Origin of the sequence: Clostridioides sp. ZZV14-6387 (assembly GCF_020657835.1) — a bacterium.
Classification (GTDB): domain Bacteria; phylum Bacillota; class Clostridia; order Peptostreptococcales; family Peptostreptococcaceae; genus Clostridioides; species Clostridioides difficile_A.
Window position 1 is genome coordinate 1 of the sequence record NZ_JAGWCW010000048.1, and the last position, 16,121, is coordinate 16,121.

13 protein-coding genes and 1 other annotated feature are annotated in these 16,121 nt (G+C 32.8%); all 13 genes read right to left on the reverse strand.

Annotated elements, in window-relative coordinates:
* Positions 1-150: 150 nt before the first annotated feature.
* Positions 151-2,217, reverse strand: a complete 2,067-nt coding sequence (gene fusA, locus KGF38_RS19315; protein WP_021382502.1) for an elongation factor G — start codon at positions 2,215-2,217, stop codon at positions 151-153.
* A 48-nt stretch (positions 2,218-2,265) separates the two neighbouring features.
* A complete protein-coding gene (gene rpsG, locus KGF38_RS19320) occupies positions 2,266-2,736 on the reverse strand; it encodes a 30S ribosomal protein S7 (protein WP_021382504.1) in 471 nt (156 codons plus the stop codon).
* Between the two features lie 121 nt (positions 2,737-2,857).
* Positions 2,858-3,280: a 30S ribosomal protein S12 gene (gene rpsL, locus KGF38_RS19325; protein WP_021382501.1), complete on the reverse strand. Its 423-nt coding sequence runs from the start codon at positions 3,278-3,280 to the stop codon at positions 2,858-2,860.
* Between the two features lie 288 nt (positions 3,281-3,568).
* On the reverse strand, positions 3,569-7,054 hold the full coding sequence (rpoC, locus tag KGF38_RS19330) for a DNA-directed RNA polymerase subunit beta' (RefSeq protein WP_054268678.1): 3,486 nt from the start codon (positions 7,052-7,054) through the stop codon (positions 3,569-3,571).
* A 41-nt stretch (positions 7,055-7,095) separates the two neighbouring features.
* Positions 7,096-10,812, reverse strand: a complete 3,717-nt coding sequence (gene rpoB, locus KGF38_RS19335) for a DNA-directed RNA polymerase subunit beta (RefSeq protein WP_054268677.1) — start codon at positions 10,810-10,812, stop codon at positions 7,096-7,098.
* A 469-nt stretch (positions 10,813-11,281) separates the two neighbouring features.
* The gene (locus KGF38_RS19340; protein WP_054268676.1) at positions 11,282-12,070 is read right to left on the reverse strand and encodes an SDR family NAD(P)-dependent oxidoreductase; all 789 of its coding nucleotides are present in this window, start codon (positions 12,068-12,070) and stop codon (positions 11,282-11,284) included.
* Positions 12,071-12,457: 387 nt separating this feature from the next.
* Positions 12,458-12,823 carry a 50S ribosomal protein L7/L12 gene (gene rplL, locus KGF38_RS19345; protein WP_021382505.1) on the reverse strand — a complete coding sequence of 122 codons (366 nt, stop codon included), beginning with the start codon at positions 12,821-12,823 and terminating at the stop codon, positions 12,458-12,460.
* A 57-nt stretch (positions 12,824-12,880) separates the two neighbouring features.
* Positions 12,881-13,387, reverse strand: a complete 507-nt coding sequence (gene rplJ / locus KGF38_RS19350; RefSeq protein WP_003421187.1) for a 50S ribosomal protein L10 — start codon at positions 13,385-13,387, stop codon at positions 12,881-12,883.
* A gap of 42 nt (positions 13,388-13,429) precedes the next feature.
* Positions 13,430-13,558, reverse strand: a sequence feature (ribosomal protein L10 leader region).
* A gap of 51 nt (positions 13,559-13,609) precedes the next feature.
* Positions 13,610-14,308: a 50S ribosomal protein L1 gene (gene rplA, locus KGF38_RS19355; RefSeq protein WP_054268675.1), complete on the reverse strand. Its 699-nt coding sequence runs from the start codon at positions 14,306-14,308 to the stop codon at positions 13,610-13,612.
* A 70-nt stretch (positions 14,309-14,378) separates the two neighbouring features.
* Entirely contained in the window at positions 14,379-14,804 is a 426-nt protein-coding gene (rplK, locus tag KGF38_RS19360; protein ID WP_054268674.1) for a 50S ribosomal protein L11, read from the reverse strand.
* 39 nt (positions 14,805-14,843) lie between these two features.
* Complete coding sequence (gene nusG, locus KGF38_RS19365) at positions 14,844-15,386, reverse strand: transcription termination/antitermination protein NusG (protein WP_003421190.1); 543 nt, start codon at positions 15,384-15,386, stop codon at positions 14,844-14,846.
* Between the two features lie 19 nt (positions 15,387-15,405).
* Complete coding sequence (gene secE, locus KGF38_RS19370) at positions 15,406-15,627, reverse strand: preprotein translocase subunit SecE (protein WP_003429494.1); 222 nt, start codon at positions 15,625-15,627, stop codon at positions 15,406-15,408.
* A gap of 25 nt (positions 15,628-15,652) precedes the next feature.
* Complete coding sequence (gene rpmG / locus KGF38_RS19375) at positions 15,653-15,802, reverse strand: 50S ribosomal protein L33 (protein WP_003421192.1); 150 nt, start codon at positions 15,800-15,802, stop codon at positions 15,653-15,655.
* Positions 15,803-16,121 lie beyond the last annotated feature (319 nt).

Sequence of the window (16,121 nt, forward strand, 5' to 3'; positions counted from 1 at the left end):
GTGTCCTATTGTACCTATATTAACATGAGGTTTTGTTCTTTCGTATTTAGCTTTAGCCATTTTGAATTTCCTCCCTTTATCTTGTGCGATATGAGATATATCTCATATCGCTGATTATTTTTTATATTTATATTATTAATTATTTTTAAATTATTTTCCTTCAGCTATTTTCTTAGCAACTGAAGCTGGAACTTGCTCATAGTGATCGAATATCATTGTATAAGTTGCACGACCTTGAGTTGAAGATCTTAGGTCTGTTGAGTATCCAAACATTTCTGAAAGTGGAACGAATGCATTTATAACTTGTGCACCACTTCTAGCTTCCATACCTTGGATTAATCCTCTTCTTGAGTTTAAGTCACCCATAACATCTCCCATGTAATCTTCTGGAGTAACAACTTCTACTTTGAAGTAAGGCTCTAAAAGAACTGCATTACCTTTCTTCATAGCATCTTTGAATGCCATTGAACCAGCCATTTTAAACGCCATCTCAGAAGAGTCAACCTCATGGTAAGAACCATCATATAACTCAACAGCAACGTCTACAACTGGATAACCAGCAACTATACCAGATTGCATAGCTCCTTGTATACCCATGTCAACTGGACCAACATATTCTTTTGGTACAGATCCACCAACAGTTTTGTTTGTGAACTTGTATCCTTCACCTGGCTCTTGAGGAGCAACTCTAATCTTAACGTGACCGTATTGTCCTCTACCACCTGATTGCTTAGAGTACTTGTATTCAACATCAACTGGTTGAGTTATAGTTTCTCTATATGCAACTTGTGGTGCACCAACTTTAGCTTCTACTTTAAATTCTCTTAATAATCTATCTACTATTATCTCTAAGTGTAACTCACCCATACCAGATATTATAGTTTGTCCTGTTTCTTGGTCAGTCTTAACTGTGAAAGTTGGGTCTTCTTCAGCTAATTTTTGAAGAGCTATACCCATTTTTTCTTGAGCTGCTTTAGAGCTTGGCTCTATAGCAACAGATATAACTGGCTCAGGGAATTCCATAGATTCAAGTATTATTGGATTAGCAGGGTCACATAATGTGTCTCCAGTAGTAGTATCTTTTAATCCTACTGCTGCTGCTATATCTCCAGCATAAACTTTAGTTATTTCTTCTCTTGTATTGGCATGCATTTGTAATATACGACCAATTCTTTCTCTCTTATTCTTAGTTGCATTTAAAACATAAGAACCAGATTCTAATGTTCCAGAGTAAACTCTGAAGAACGCTAGTTTTCCAACGAATGGGTCAGTCATTATTTTGAATGCTAGTGCAGAGAATGGCTCTTCATCAGAAGAATGTCTTTCAGCTTCTTCTCCATCTTCTAATATACCTTTTATAGCTGCTATATCTGTTGGTGCTGGTAAGTAATCTAAAACTGCATCTATTACTAACTGAACACCTTTATTTCTATAAGCTGTACCACAGAAAACTGGGTTCATTTCACAAGCTATAGTAGCTTTTCTTATAGCAACTTTTAATTCTTCTATAGTAGGCTCTTCACCTTCAAGATATTTCATCATTAGTTCTTCATCAGTTTCAGCTACTGATTCAACTAATTTTTCTCTCCACTCAGTGGCTAATTCTTTCATGTCTTCTGGTATATCTGTTTCTTCCATTTCAACCCCTAGGTCGTCTTTGTATATAACAGCATCCATTTTTAATAAGTCTATTATACCTATGAATGAATCTTCTTTACCTATTGGTAATTGCATAGGAACTGCATTAGAATTTAATCTAGATTTCATCATGCTTACAACATTGTAGAAATCTGCACCTAATATATCCATTTTATTTACAAAAGCTATTCTAGGTACTCCATAAGTTTCAGCTTGTCTCCATACATTTTCTGATTGAGGCTCAACTCCACCTTTTGCACAGAATACAGCAACTGAACCGTCAAGAACTCTTAGAGATCTTTCAACTTCAACTGTGAAGTCCACGTGTCCAGGAGTATCTATTATATTTATTCTATGGTCTTTCCATGAAGCAGTAGTAGCGGCAGAAGTTATTGTTATACCTCTTTCCTTTTCTTGCTCCATCCAGTCCATTTGAGAAGCTCCTTCATGAGTTTCTCCTATTTTATGAGTTTGCCCAGTATAAAACAGAATTCTTTCTGTAGTAGTAGTTTTTCCTGCATCTATATGAGCCATGATTCCTATATTCCTAGTTCTTTCCAAAGGAAACTTTCTAGCCATGGTTATCCTCCTTATGATATCCTCAATTTTATAAGATATCTATATATCCTACCATCTGTAATGAGCAAATGCTTTATTAGCCTCTGCCATTTTATGAGTATCTTCTTTTTTCTTAACTGAAGCTCCAGTGTTGTTAGCTGCATCCATTATTTCTTTAGCAAGCTTATCAACCATTCCTTTTTCTCCACGAGCTCTAGTGTATTTTACTAGCCATCTTAAACCTAATGTTTGTCTTCTTTCAGGTCTAACTTCGATTGGTACTTGGTAGTTTGCTCCACCAACTCTTCTTGCTTTTACTTCTAAAACAGGCATTATATTGTCCATTGCTTTATTAAATACTTCTAAAGCTTCTTCTCCTGTCTTTTCAGCAATAACTGCGAAAGCATCATAAACTATACTTTGAGACTTTCCTTTTTTTCCGTCTACCATTAGATTATTTATTAATTTAGTAACTACCTTACTCCCATACATAGGATCTGGTAAAACTTCTCTTTTTGGAACATTACCTTTTCTTGGCATTTCGCTTCCCTCCTTAATTATTTAACTTAAATCATAGGTACTCGACATAATTCACTTAATGCCGTGATGCCATAAATATATATATTTAAAGCACCGAACTATAATCAATCATTAATTGTTTTTACTTTTTAGCTTCTTTAGGTCTCTTCGCACCGTACTTAGATCTTGATTGTCTTCTCTTATCAACACCTGCTGTATCTAAAGTACCTCTTAGTATATGGTATCTAACCCCTGGAAGGTCTTTTACTCTTCCTCCTCTTATAAGAACAACACTATGCTCTTGTAAGTTGTGTCCTTCTCCTGGTATATAAGCAGAAACTTCTATACCATTAGTTAATCTAACTCTGGCAACTTTTCTTAAAGCTGAGTTAGGTTTCTTAGGAGTAACTGTTTTTACTGAAGTACAAACCCCTCTTTTTTGTGGGGCACTAGCGTCAGTTACTTTCTTGTTTAAAGAGTTGTAACCTTTTTGTAATGCTGGAGCAGTAGATTTCTTCTCTACCGCTTTTCTACTTTTACGAACTAATTGGTTAATTGTTGGCATCATCTGCACCTCCTTCCAAATTTTCGATCTTATCAGTGACCGCCAACTACATCAATATGAATATTCATACTGACTGATTGTAACATACGTTACTTACAATTTAATGTCTATAACACATAAATATGTGATATTAGCATTTTTCTAGCTTGATGCTTTTTAGTTTTTATTTATTGCCATCTAAAAGTCACTAAGAGCTTATTCAAGCCCTTAGTGCACTTTTAAACAACACACTTTACTATTTTAACACCACAAATAATGGTTGTCAAGATTTCTTTACTCTATCTGCCATTAATCTTCAATTTTTTCAACAGCTATATTTCTATATTTCTTCATTCCTGTTCCAGCTGGTATTAATTTACCTAATATAACATTTTCTTTAAGTCCTATTAAGTGGTCTTCTTTACCTTTTATTGCTGCCTCTGTTAATACTCTTGTTGTCTCCTGGAATGAAGCTGCTGATAAGAATGAATCAGTTGCAAGAGACGCTTTAGTTATACCAAGTAAAACTCTTTTAGCAACTGCTGGTCTTAGACCTTTAGCTACAGCATCTTTATTACATTCATTGAATGTTAATACATCTTCATATCCACCTGGTAATAAATCTGTATCTCCTGGGTCTTCAACTTTAACTTTAGATAGCATTTGTCTTACTATAACTTCTATATGCTTATCGTTAACGTCAACCCCTTGAAGTCTATACACTCTTTGAACTTCTTTAACTATATATTCTTGAACTCCCTTAACACCATTTACTCTTACTATATCATGAGGATTTATAAACCCTTGTGTTAATGGGTCTCCAGCTTCTAACATTTGACCTTGTTTAACCTTTAATCTAGAACCATATGGTATCACATATGTTTGAGTTTCGCCTTCTGCTGGTATTACATTTACTTCTTTTCTCTTTCCAGTTTCGTCTATTTCAACTCTACCAGATACTTCAGTTATTACGGCTAATCCTTTTGGTTTTCTAGCCTCAAATAATTCTTCAACCCTTGGAAGACCTTGAGTTATATCAGCTCCTGCAACTCCTCCAGTATGGAATGTACGCATTGTAAGCTGAGTACCCGGCTCACCGATAGATTGAGCTGCTATTATACCAACTGCTTCACCTATATTAACTTCTTTTCCTGTAGCTAAGTTTCTACCATAGCACTTAGAACAAACTCCATGATTAGTTTTACAGTTAAGAACTGTTCTTATCCTAATTTTTTCAATTCCTAAATCTACTATAGTTTCTGCTTCATCTTCTTGTATCATAGCATCAGCTTCAACTATAACTTCGCCAGTTTCAGGATTTAATATAGGGTCTATAGTATATCTTCCTACAATTCTATCATATATCTCTTCTATAACTTCATTTCCTTCTTTTATAGCATAAATTTCTGTAGTATCCTCTGTTCCACAATCTATTTCTCTTACGATAACATCTTGACTTACATCAACAAGTCTTCTTGTTAAGTATCCAGATTCAGCTGTACGTATAGCGGTATCAGCAAGGCCTTTTCTGGCACCATGTGAAGATGTAAAGTATTCTAGTACTGATAGACCTTCACGGAAATTAGATTTAACTGGTATCTCAACTGTTTTACCAGATGCATTGGCCATAAGACCACGCATTCCTGCCAGCTGTCTAATTTGGTTTTTAGAACCTCTGGCTCCTGAATGTGCCATTATATATATATTATTTAATCTGTCTAGTCCACCCATAAGAGCATCAGTAACTTTATCAGTTGTTTCTGTCCATGTCTCTATGACTTTCTCATATCTCTCTTCATCAGATATTAGACCTCTTCTGTACGCTTTTTCATATTTATCAACTTTTGCTTCTGCTTCAGATATAAATACTTTCTTTTCTTCTGGTACACTCATATCATCAACAGCAACTGTTATTCCACCTAGTGTAGAATACTTAAACCCTAGAGCTTTTATATAATCTAGTAATTCAGCTGTTTCTGTATTTCCATGTTTTCTAAAGCATTTATCTATTATTTTACCAAGAGATTTTTTATCTGCTAAGAAATCAACTTCAAGTGCAAATGGGTTTTCTTTTCTATCTACAAAACCTAAATCTTGAGGTATATTTTCATTAAATATAAATCTACCAACAGTACTTTCAACTAATGAGCTGCTTCCATCTTCAAGTGTTACCTTTAATTTTACTAAAGCATGTAGATGAACTGATTTATTATAATAAGCAAGTAATAGCTCATTAAAGTCTTTAAATACCATTCCTGTTCCTTTAGCTCCATCTTGTGCTTCTATTGTTAGATAATAGCAACCTAAAACCATATCCTGAGATGGAGTAGTTATAGGTGAACCATCTTTAGGAGCAAGGATATTATTTACAGAAAGCATTAAGAATCTTGCTTCTGCTTGTGCTTCTACTGATAAAGGTACATGGACTGCCATTTGGTCACCATCGAAGTCTGCATTATAAGCTGTACATACAAGAGGATGTAGTTTTATAGCCTTACCTTCAACTAAGATTGGTTCAAATGCTTGTATACCTAATCTATGTAGAGTCGGTGCACGGTTAAGAAGAACTGGATGACTTTTTATAACATCTTCTAAAACATCCCAAACTTCTGGCTTAACTTTTTCTACTATAGATTTCGCACTCTTTATATTATGTGCATAACCTTCTTTAACTAATTTATCCATAACAAACGGCTTGAATAATTCCAACGCCATTTTCTTTGGAAGTCCACATTGATAGAATTTAAGTTCTGGTCCAACAACTATAACAGAACGTCCTGAGTAGTCAACACGCTTACCAAGTAAGTTTTGACGGAAACGACCTTGCTTACCTTTTAGCATATCTGATAAAGATTTAAGTGGTCTATTTCCAGGACCTGTTACAGGTCTACCTCTTCTACCATTGTCTATTAATGCATCAACTGCTTCTTGAAGCATTCTTTTTTCATTTCTTACAATTATATCTGGAGCTCCAAGCTCTAATAGTCTTTTAAGTCTATTATTTCTATTTATAACTCTTCTATATAAATCATTTAGGTCTGAAGTCGCAAATCTTCCACCATCAAGTTGTACCATTGGTCTTAAATCTGGTGGGATTACTGGTATTGCATCTAAAATCATCCATTCTGGTTTATTTCCAGACTTTTTAAATGCCTCTACAACTTCTAATCTTCTGATTGTTCTAACTTTCTTTTGTCCTGTACTATCTTTTAATTCCGCTCTTAAGTCTTTACTTTGTTGCTCCAAATTTATATTTTGTAGTAATATCTTTACAGCTTCAGCACCCATTCCTACAGTAAAAGTATATCCATACTTTTCAAGAGCAGTTCTGTACTCTTTTTCTGTAAGTAACTGTTTTTCATTCAATCCAGTTTCTCCAGGGTCAACTACTACATATGAAGCAAAGTATAATATTTTTTCTAATGATCTTGGTGACATATCAAGTAAAAGTCCCATTCTACTTGGTATACCTTTGAAGTACCAGATGTGAGACATAGGAGCTGCTAGCTCTATATGTCCCATTCTCTCTCTTCTTACCTTTGATTTAGTTACTTCTACTCCACATCTATCACAAACTACACCTTTATATCTAACTCTTCTATATTTACCACAATGGCACTCCCAGTCTTTTTGTGGTCCAAATATTCTTTCACAGAAAAGACCATCTTTCTCTGGCTTTAAAGTACGGTAATTTATAGTTTCTGGCTTTTTAACTTCTCCTCTAGACCATTGTCTTATTTTTTCTGGAGAAGCCAATGCTATTTTTATCGACTCGAAATTGTTTAATTCAAACAAGGAGTTCTCTCCCTTCTATTTGAGATTTACATTAATTAAATTTACATATCAAAGTCATCACTTTCAAAATCTATTTCTTCTTCAAATAAATCATCTTCAGTGAATTCTTCTAAATTCTCTATATCCTCATCTTCTGCGTTTTCAGCAAAATCATCTTCAATTTCTTCTATTATGTTACTTTCTTCAACTTCTCCCATATGATTTACAACGTCTAGCTCAAATTCACCTATTGTATCATCTTCATCTACAGATTCTCTCACTTCTATTTCTTGGTCTTCATCTGTCAATACTTTTACATCTAAGCATAAACTTTGAAGTTCCTTTATAAGAACCTTAAATGATTCTGGGATTCCTGGCTCAGGTATGTTTTCACCTTTAACTATAGCTTCATAAGTTCTAACACGTCCTACAACATCATCAGACTTAACAGTAAGTATTTCTTGAAGTATGTGAGCAGCTCCATATGCTTCTAGAGCCCAAACCTCCATCTCTCCAAATCTTTGTCCACCAAATTGTGCTTTACCACCTAGTGGCTGTTGAGTAACTAATGAGTATGGTCCAGTACTTCTTGCATGTAGCTTTTCATCTACTAAGTGATGTAATTTTAAGTAATACATATATCCAACAGTTATTCTGTTGTCAAAAGTCTCACCTGTTCTACCATCGTATAAAGTTAATTTACCATCTCTAGGATAACCAGCATCTTCAAGAGCATCCATTATATCGTACTCATTAGCACCATCGAATACTGATGTTGCTACATACCATCCTAATGTCTTAGCAGCTAGTCCTAAATGTACTTCTAGAACCTGACCGATGTTCATACGTGATGGTATACCTTGTGGGTTAAGTATTATATCTAGAGGAGTTCCATTTTCCATAAATGGCATATCTTCTTCTGGTAATATTCTTGAGATAACCCCCTTATTACCATGACGACCAGCCATTTTATCTCCAACTTTTATCTTTCTCTTTTTAGCTATATAACATCTTACTAATTCATTTACTCCTGGAGATAAATCATCTCCATTTTCTCTAGTAAATACTTTTACATCAACTATTATACCAGATTCACCATGAGGTACTTTAAGTGAAGTATCTCTAACTTCTCTAGCTTTTTCTCCAAATATTGCACGAAGTAATCTTTCCTCAGCAGTAAGTTCAGTTTCTCCTTTTGGAGTTACCTTACCAACTAGTATATCACCTGAATCTACCTCTGCACCTATTCTTATTATACCTCTATCATCTAAGTTTTTGATTGCACTATCTCCAACATTAGGTATATCTCTAGTTATTTCCTCTGGTCCTAGTTTTGTATCTCTAGCTTCACATTCATATTCTTCTATATGAATTGTTGATAATCTATCTTCTTTAACTAATCTTTCATTTATTAATATGGCATCCTCGTAGTTATAACCTTCCCAAGTCATGAATGCTATAAGACAGTTTCTTCCAAGTGCAACTTCACCTAAATCAGTTGCTGGACCATCTGCTATAACATCGCCTCTCTCTATCTTTTCACCTTTACTTATTATAGGTGTTTGATTTATACAAGTACCTGAGTTTGAACGTTTAAACTTAAGTAGATTATATCTATCTCTGTTTCCATCTTCTCTTTTTATAATTATTTCATCTGCTGTTACTCTTTCTGCTATACCAGAATTTCTAGCAACAACAACTGCTCCAGAGTCTTTTGCAGCTCTATATTCTATACCAGTTCCTATAATTGGCGCTTCTCTTCTAACTAGAGGCACTGCCTGACGCTGCATGTTCGCTCCCATAAGGGCACGGTTGGCATCATCATTTTCTAGGAAAGGTATCATAGCAGTTGCAACAGATACAACTTGCTTAGGAGATATATCCATGTAATCTACTCTGCTTTCAGGAACCATTTCAACAGCACCATTTACAGTTCTACAAACAACTCTATGGTTTACGAACTTTCCATCATCTGTTAATGGCTCATTTGCCTGAGCTCTTACGAATAAGTCTTCCTCATCAGCAGTTAAATAATGTATTTCATCAGTAACTGTTGCTGTTTCTTTGTCAAATTTTCTATATGGTGATTCTATAAATCCAAATTCATTTATCTTTGCATAAGTTCCTAGAGAGTTTATAAGACCGATATTTGGTCCCTCTGGCGTCTCTATTGGACACATTCTACCATAGTGTGAATGGTGAACGTCACGCACTTCGAATCCAGCTCTTTCTCTTGAAAGACCTCCAGGTCCAAGAGCTGATAATCTTCTCTTATGTGTTAACTCAGATAGAGGATTTGTTTGGTCCATGAACTGAGATAACTGAGAACTACCAAAGAATTCTTTTATTGCAGCAGAAACTGGTCTTATGTTAACTAACGCTTGAGGCGTTATAGCTTCCATATCTTGAACTGTCATTCTTTCTTTTATAACTCTTTCCATTCTTGAAAGACCAATTCTAACTTGATTTTGTAATAATTCACCTACAGATCTTATTCTTCTGTTTCCTAGGTGGTCTATATCATCAATATTTCCTATATTATAGAATATATTGAACTCATAACTTATTGAAGCTATTATGTCATCTAATAATATATGTTTTGGTATAAGTTCTTTAATTCTTGATTTTATAGCTTCTTTTATTTCTTCTTCATCGCTATATCCATCTAAAATTTCTTTTAAAGTTGGATAATGTACTTTTTCTTTTATGTTTAAATCATCTATGTCAAAATTAATGTGAGACTTAATATCTACGAAATTATTTCCTATAACTCTAACTTTCTTATCATCATCCATTAGTAGATTTACTACATTTATACCTGCATTTTGTATATCTTTAGCTAACTCATAACTTATTTTTTCTCCAGCTTTTACAAATACTTCCCCAGTTTCTGGATTTATTATGTCTTGTGCTGAAATTTTATTCATTATTCTATAACATAAAGCAAGTTTCTTATTAAATTTATATCTACCAACTTTTGCTAAGTCATATCTTTTTGGATCAAAGAATAAAGCATTTAATAAAGATGATGCACTTTCTACAGTAGGAGGCTCACCTGGTCTTAATTTTTTGTATATCTCTACAAGACCTTCCTCTACTGATTTAGTATTATCCTTTTCTAATGTAGCAGATAATCTTTCGTCTTCTCCTAAAAGGTCAATTATCTCTGCATCTGTTCCTATCCCTAAAGCTCTAAGTAAAACTGTAACTGGTTGTTTTCTTGTTCTATCAACTCTTACAGAAATTACATCATTAGAATCTGTCTCATATTCTAACCATGCTCCTCTATTAGGAATTACAGTAGATGAAATCAATCTCTTACCTGTTTTATCTCTTTCTTCCGCATAGTAAACACCAGGAGATCTAACTAATTGACTTACTATAACTCTTTCTGCTCCATTTATAACGAAAGTTCCTCTTTCTGTCATTAAAGGGAAGTCACCCATAAATACTTCTTGTTCTTTTATCTCGCCTGTTTCTTTATTTATAAGTCTTACCTTAACTTTTAGAGGTGCACAATATGTAGCATCTCTCTCTTTACACTCTTCTATATCGTACTTTGGTTTATCGTCTAAAGAATAGTCAACAAATTCCAATATAAGATTACCAGTATAATCTTCTATTGGTGAAATATCATCAAACACTTCTTTTAAACCTTCTTTTAAAAACCACTCATAGGAATCTACTTGAATTTCTATAAGATTTGGCACATCAGCTATTTCCTTAATTTTAGAAAAGCTCATTCTAGTTCTTTTACCTATCGTGACAGGATGTGGCATTCACTTTTCACCTCTCAATAATTAAAAATAAAACAATAGTTCATTCTAACGCATCTAATAATTTTAGCATATTGTCAAGTATTTTTCAATATATTTTTTATCTTATATGTAAACTATGCATTATTTTTGATTTTTTATAAATTATTTTTAGCATATATTATGTATTATGTACAATTTCTTAATATAAAATCCATATTTTTCATTTATAGGTCTAATTTTCTATATAAACTTATATACAAATACCCTTCCCCTATTTAATTATAATTCCATAATGAAATAGTTGTAAATAATTAGATTTATACAAATATATACAATTTATTAAATATACAAAATAAAGACCATAGATAAATTTAACTTGGAATTTTTAGTCTTAAACTTTTTCCAATGTAAATTATATCTATGGTCTTTATAAAAATAGAATTTCTAACATAACTAATATATAAATTTTCTTTATATATTAGTGTATTGATTATCCTAATATGTTATCTGCAAATTGTGGAGTAGGTAAACCAAATCCTCCTGCAACTTCAAGTAAATCCCCTGTTATGAATGATGAGTCATCACTAGCATAGAATAGAACGGCTTTTGCTATATCATCTGGTTCCCCTATACGATTTAAAGGAACATGCTTTAAAAACTCTTTTATGAACTCTGGAGACATATTATCTAATGCTGCCTTAGTTGCAATAAGTCCTGGAAGTACGGCATTACATCTAACATGATTTTTTGCATATTGTGTTGCTATGTTTTGAGTTAATGAATTGATTGCTGCTTTTGATACACAGTAAGCTATTCTAGATAAATCAGGCAATACTGAACCTATACTTGATATATTTACTATACTGCCTTTTCCATTCTTTATCATATGAGGAATTGCTGCTTTACATGGTAAATACACACTTTTTAAATTAGTATTTACTGTGTCAAAGAAATTATCTGTATCCCCAGTTACAAGGTCTTTGTCAAGAGAAGGGTTTGTTGAACCAAAATTGTTTACAAGTATATCTATCTTACCTTCTTTTTTAACTACGTCTTCTATCATTGAAGTAAAAGTTTCTTCTTCACGAGCATTAAAGTAAACAAACTTAGCACAACCACCTTCTGCACTTATTTTATTTATAACTTCATTAGCTAATTCTTCTGAACGAGCTGCTAAATATACAATTGCTCCATTCTTTGCTAATATCTCTGCTGAAGCTAATCCAATACCTTTTGTTGCAGCAGTAACTACTGCAATTTTTCCTTGTAATTTTTCCATTATTAATTCCTCCTTAAATACATCCTTCAAAGTCTACAAATTTCGATTTTTTTAATACTTAGTTCATTTTAAAATTTATATTTGTTAATTAATTATTTATTACATTTTATTTCTAAATTATTCATGTATTTTTTTAAAATAATATGTAATTTTTTACAGTTCCATTTAATTATATACCCTATATATATACATTACAATAATTGTTTATATATTAATTTAATAATAGTATTAAATTAATATATCATTACATACTATATGATACCCTTAATTTAATACTATTATATATATTTTTTGCATTTTATAAAAATATTTTCTTTATAATTCTAGATAAATTCTATGATTTTTTGCAAATAAAAAAGATACCCATAGGGTATCTTTTTAAAGAAACTACTTAACTTCTACTTTAGCTCCAGCAGCTTCTAATTTTTCTTTTATTTGGTCAGCTTCTTCTTTAGAAGCTCCTTCTTTAACTGTCTTAGGAGCGTTATCAACTACTTCTTTAGCTTCTTTTAATCCTAATCCTGTTATTTCTCTAACTGCTTTTATAACTCCAACTTTTGAAGAACCAACTTCAGCTAATACTACATCAAATTCAGTTTTTTCTTCAGCAGCTGGTCCACCAGCAGCTGCACCAGCTACCATTACTGGAGCTGAAGCTGATACACCGAATTTTTCTTCAGCAGCTTTAACTAATTCATTTAATTCTAAAACTTTCATATTTTCTATAGCTTCTAATATTTGTTCTATTGTCATTTTTAGCACCTCCGAATTTTATTTCAAATTAATATTTATAATTTTTTAATTAAGCTATTAAGCTTCTTCTTGACCTTCTGCCTTTTTCGCTATTGCATCTATTAAATATGCAAAGTTTGATACTGGAGCTTTTAAGCTACCAAGTAATTTAGCGATAAGAACTTCTCTTGATGGTATGTTAGCCATTTCAACAATTTTAGACTCATCGTAGAATGCACCTTCCACAATACCCATCTTTAATTTCATCTTTGGATGAGAATCCATGAATCCTTTTAATATTCTTGCTGGAGCAACTGGATCATCATATCCAAATGCTATAGCATTAGTTCCAACTAATAATTCATCATTGAATTGCTCTATACCAACTTCTTTAGCTGCTCTTCTAACTAAAGTATTTTTATATACTTTGTAATCTACACCAGCTTCTCTCATTTGTTTTCTTAACTCAGTTACCTCTTCAACTGTTAATCCTTTGTAATCTACAACAACAGCAGCAGAAGATTTTTGTAACTTTTCAACTATCTCAGAAACAACTTCTGATTTAATTTCTATAGCTTTTCTCATATAGATGTGCACCTCCTTCACCAAATAGGCTTAGTATTTACCGCAACATTATAAAAAGCTTTTGTTGCCAAAAGTAGACATCAAAAGCTTTAGTAATCTCAATTTATCTAAAACCTCGGCGGGATATTAAGCTCTCGCACCCACTATCTACGGCAAATCTATTCTTTTTTACATTGACAAGTGATATAATAACATTTTTGTCAACCTGTGTCAACAGTTTTATTATTCAGCTGTTCTTGCTGGGTTTATTTTAACTCCAGGTCCCATTGAAGAAGCTACTGTTACACTTCTTAAATATTGTCCTTTCGCAGCAGCTGGTTTAGCTTTTATTATAGCATCCATTAATGCAGCAAAGTTTTCAGCTAATTTTTCTCCACCAAATGATACTTTTCCTACTGGAACGTGTATTATGTTAGTTTTGTCTAATCTGTATTCAACTTTACCAGCTTTTATTTCATCTATAGCTTTAGCTACATCAAATGTAACTGTTCCTGATTTAGGGTTTGGCATTAAACCTTTAGGTCCTAATACTCTACCTAATCTACCTACTACACCCATCATATCTGGAGTAGCAACTACTATATCAAATTCAAACCAGTTTTCACCTTGTATTTTTTGAACTAATTCTTCAGCTCCTACAAAGTCAGCACCAGCTTGTTCAGCTTCTTTAGCTTTCTCACCTTTAGCAAAAACTAAAACTCTTTTAGTTTTACCAGTTCCGTGAGGTAATACAACTGCACCTCTTACTTGTTGGTCAGCATGTCTTGAGTCAACACCTAATTTAATGTGTGCTTCTACTGTCTCATCAAATTTAGCTCCAGCTATATCTGAAACTAATGTTAATGCTTCTGATGCATCATAAAATTTAGTTCTATCTACTTTTTCTAATGCACCTGCATATCTTTTACCTTTTTTAGCCATTTTATTTTCCTCCTCGTGGTTAATTTCGGCTTTTCGCCTCCCACTTTATAAAAAAAAGTGTATCTTTTAATTAGTCTTCTACTACAACACCCATGCTTCTAGCAGTACCAGCTATCATACTCATAGCAGCTTCTACTGATGCAGCATTTAAGTCAGGCATTTTTAACTCAGCTATTTCTCTTACTTGAGCTGACGTTATTTTAGCAACTTTCTTTTTGTTTGGTTCTCCAGAACCTGATTTTAAGTTTAATGCTTTTTTAATTAAAACTGCAGCTGGTGGAGTTTTTGTTATAAAACTGAATGATCTATCTTGATATACAGTTATAACAACTGGTATTATCATTCCAGCTTGATCTGCAGTTTTAGCATTAAATTCTTTTGTGAATCCCATTATATTAACACCATGTTGTCCTAATGCTGGTCCAACTGGTGGCGCTGGAGTAGCCTTTCCTGCAGGTATTTGTAATTTTATTTGACCTATAACTTTTTTAGCCATTTTGAGCGCACCTCCTCAGATTTTTCTATAATAATAGTATTAGATTTTTTCTATACCTTCAAGCTCTATTACAAATAGAGTCCTTTTACCAAATGCATTTATGCATACTTTGACTTCTCTATTTTCTAAGTCAATTTCTTCTATGTTACCTATTTGTCCACTAAATGGTCCTTGAGATACTTTTACTGTGTCTCCTATTTCAAAATCAATATCACTATTTACTACTTTAGGGTCTGTTGTATCTATCCCCATAGCTTTGACTTCATCTTCACTTAATGGTACTGGTTTTGAACCAGGTCCAACGAAACCTGTAACTCCCTTAGTATTTCTTACTACATACCAAGATTCATCAGTTATTATCATTTTAACCAAGACATAACTTGGATAAACTTTACGTTGTCTAGTTTTTTCTTTTCCAGTTTTAGTAGTTTCCACTACCTCTTCTGTTGGAACAACTACTTGTCTTATGCAGTCTTCCATACCTCTTGTTTTAACTGCTTTCTCAATTGTAGCTTTAACTTTATTTTCATGTCCCGAATAGGTATGAACTACATACCAACTTGCTTCTTGTAATTCTGACATTTAACTTACCTCTTTTCGTCTATTTTAGTAATAACGCTAGTGCACCAGATAATATAGTGTCTATACCCCATACTAATATAGTGCATGAAATAACTACAGTTAAAACTATACTTGTGTTTTTAAACAGTTCCTTTTTTGTCGGCCATGTAACTCTTTTTAATTCTTGCTTAGTTTCTTTTAGATATCCAAATAAACTAAACCTTTTTTTAGTTTTTGCACCGTCATTTTTTTGGGCAGCCATTCCATACTCACATCCTTATAAAAAACTATTTTGTTTCTTTATGAGTTGTATGCTTTTTACAGAATCTACAATATTTTTGTAATTCTATTCTGTCTGGATTATTTTTCTTATTCTTAGTAGTGTTGTAGTTTCTTTGCTTACACTCTGTACATGCTAAAGTTACTTTAACTCTCATCTGATACACCTCCAACTTTGTAATACAATAATATATATTGTTAATATATGTGAATATAATACCTTTAAAATATGTATTTATTAAAAATCTACAGTATTCAAGATATTATTAACTTCCTATAATCATTACCTTGTATAAGTTATCACAAAATCCTATGCTGTGTCAATGTTTTTGTATTTCTATGTTAAAAAAAGAGGAGCATAACCCCTCTTTTTATTATTCTTTTTAATCCATCAGTTTAATAAAAGATTACTCTACTATAGTAGCAACAACTCCTGAAGCTACTGTTCTTCCACCTTCTCTTATTGAGAATCTTAAT

Bases quoted from the DNA above. Each gene is read 5' to 3' on its own strand.
- fusA (WP_021382502.1), bottom strand. From the start codon at position 2,217: ATGGCTAGAAAGTTTCCTTTGGAAAGAACTAGGAATATAGGAATCATG.
- rpsG (WP_021382504.1), bottom strand. From the start codon at position 2,736: ATGCCAAGAAAAGGTAATGTTCCAAAAAGAGAAGTTTTACCAGATCCT.
- rpsL (WP_021382501.1), bottom strand. From the start codon at position 3,280: ATGCCAACAATTAACCAATTAGTTCGTAAAAGTAGAAAAGCGGTAGAG.
- rpoB (WP_054268677.1), bottom strand. From the start codon at position 10,812: ATGCCACATCCTGTCACGATAGGTAAAAGAACTAGAATGAGCTTTTCT.
- KGF38_RS19340 (WP_054268676.1), bottom strand. From the start codon at position 12,070: ATGGAAAAATTACAAGGAAAAATTGCAGTAGTTACTGCTGCAACAAAA.
- rplL (WP_021382505.1), bottom strand. From the start codon at position 12,823: ATGACAATAGAACAAATATTAGAAGCTATAGAAAATATGAAAGTTTTA.
- rplJ (WP_003421187.1), bottom strand. From the start codon at position 13,387: ATGAGAAAAGCTATAGAAATTAAATCAGAAGTTGTTTCTGAGATAGTT.
- rplA (WP_054268675.1), bottom strand. From the start codon at position 14,308: ATGGCTAAAAAAGGTAAAAGATATGCAGGTGCATTAGAAAAAGTAGAT.
- rplK (WP_054268674.1), bottom strand. From the start codon at position 14,804: ATGGCTAAAAAAGTTATAGGTCAAATAAAATTACAAATACCTGCAGGA.
- nusG (WP_003421190.1), bottom strand. From the start codon at position 15,386: ATGTCAGAATTACAAGAAGCAAGTTGGTATGTAGTTCATACCTATTCG.
- secE (WP_003429494.1), bottom strand. From the start codon at position 15,627: ATGGCTGCCCAAAAAAATGACGGTGCAAAAACTAAAAAAAGGTTTAGT.
- rpmG (WP_003421192.1), bottom strand. From the start codon at position 15,802: ATGAGAGTTAAAGTAACTTTAGCATGTACAGAGTGTAAGCAAAGAAAC.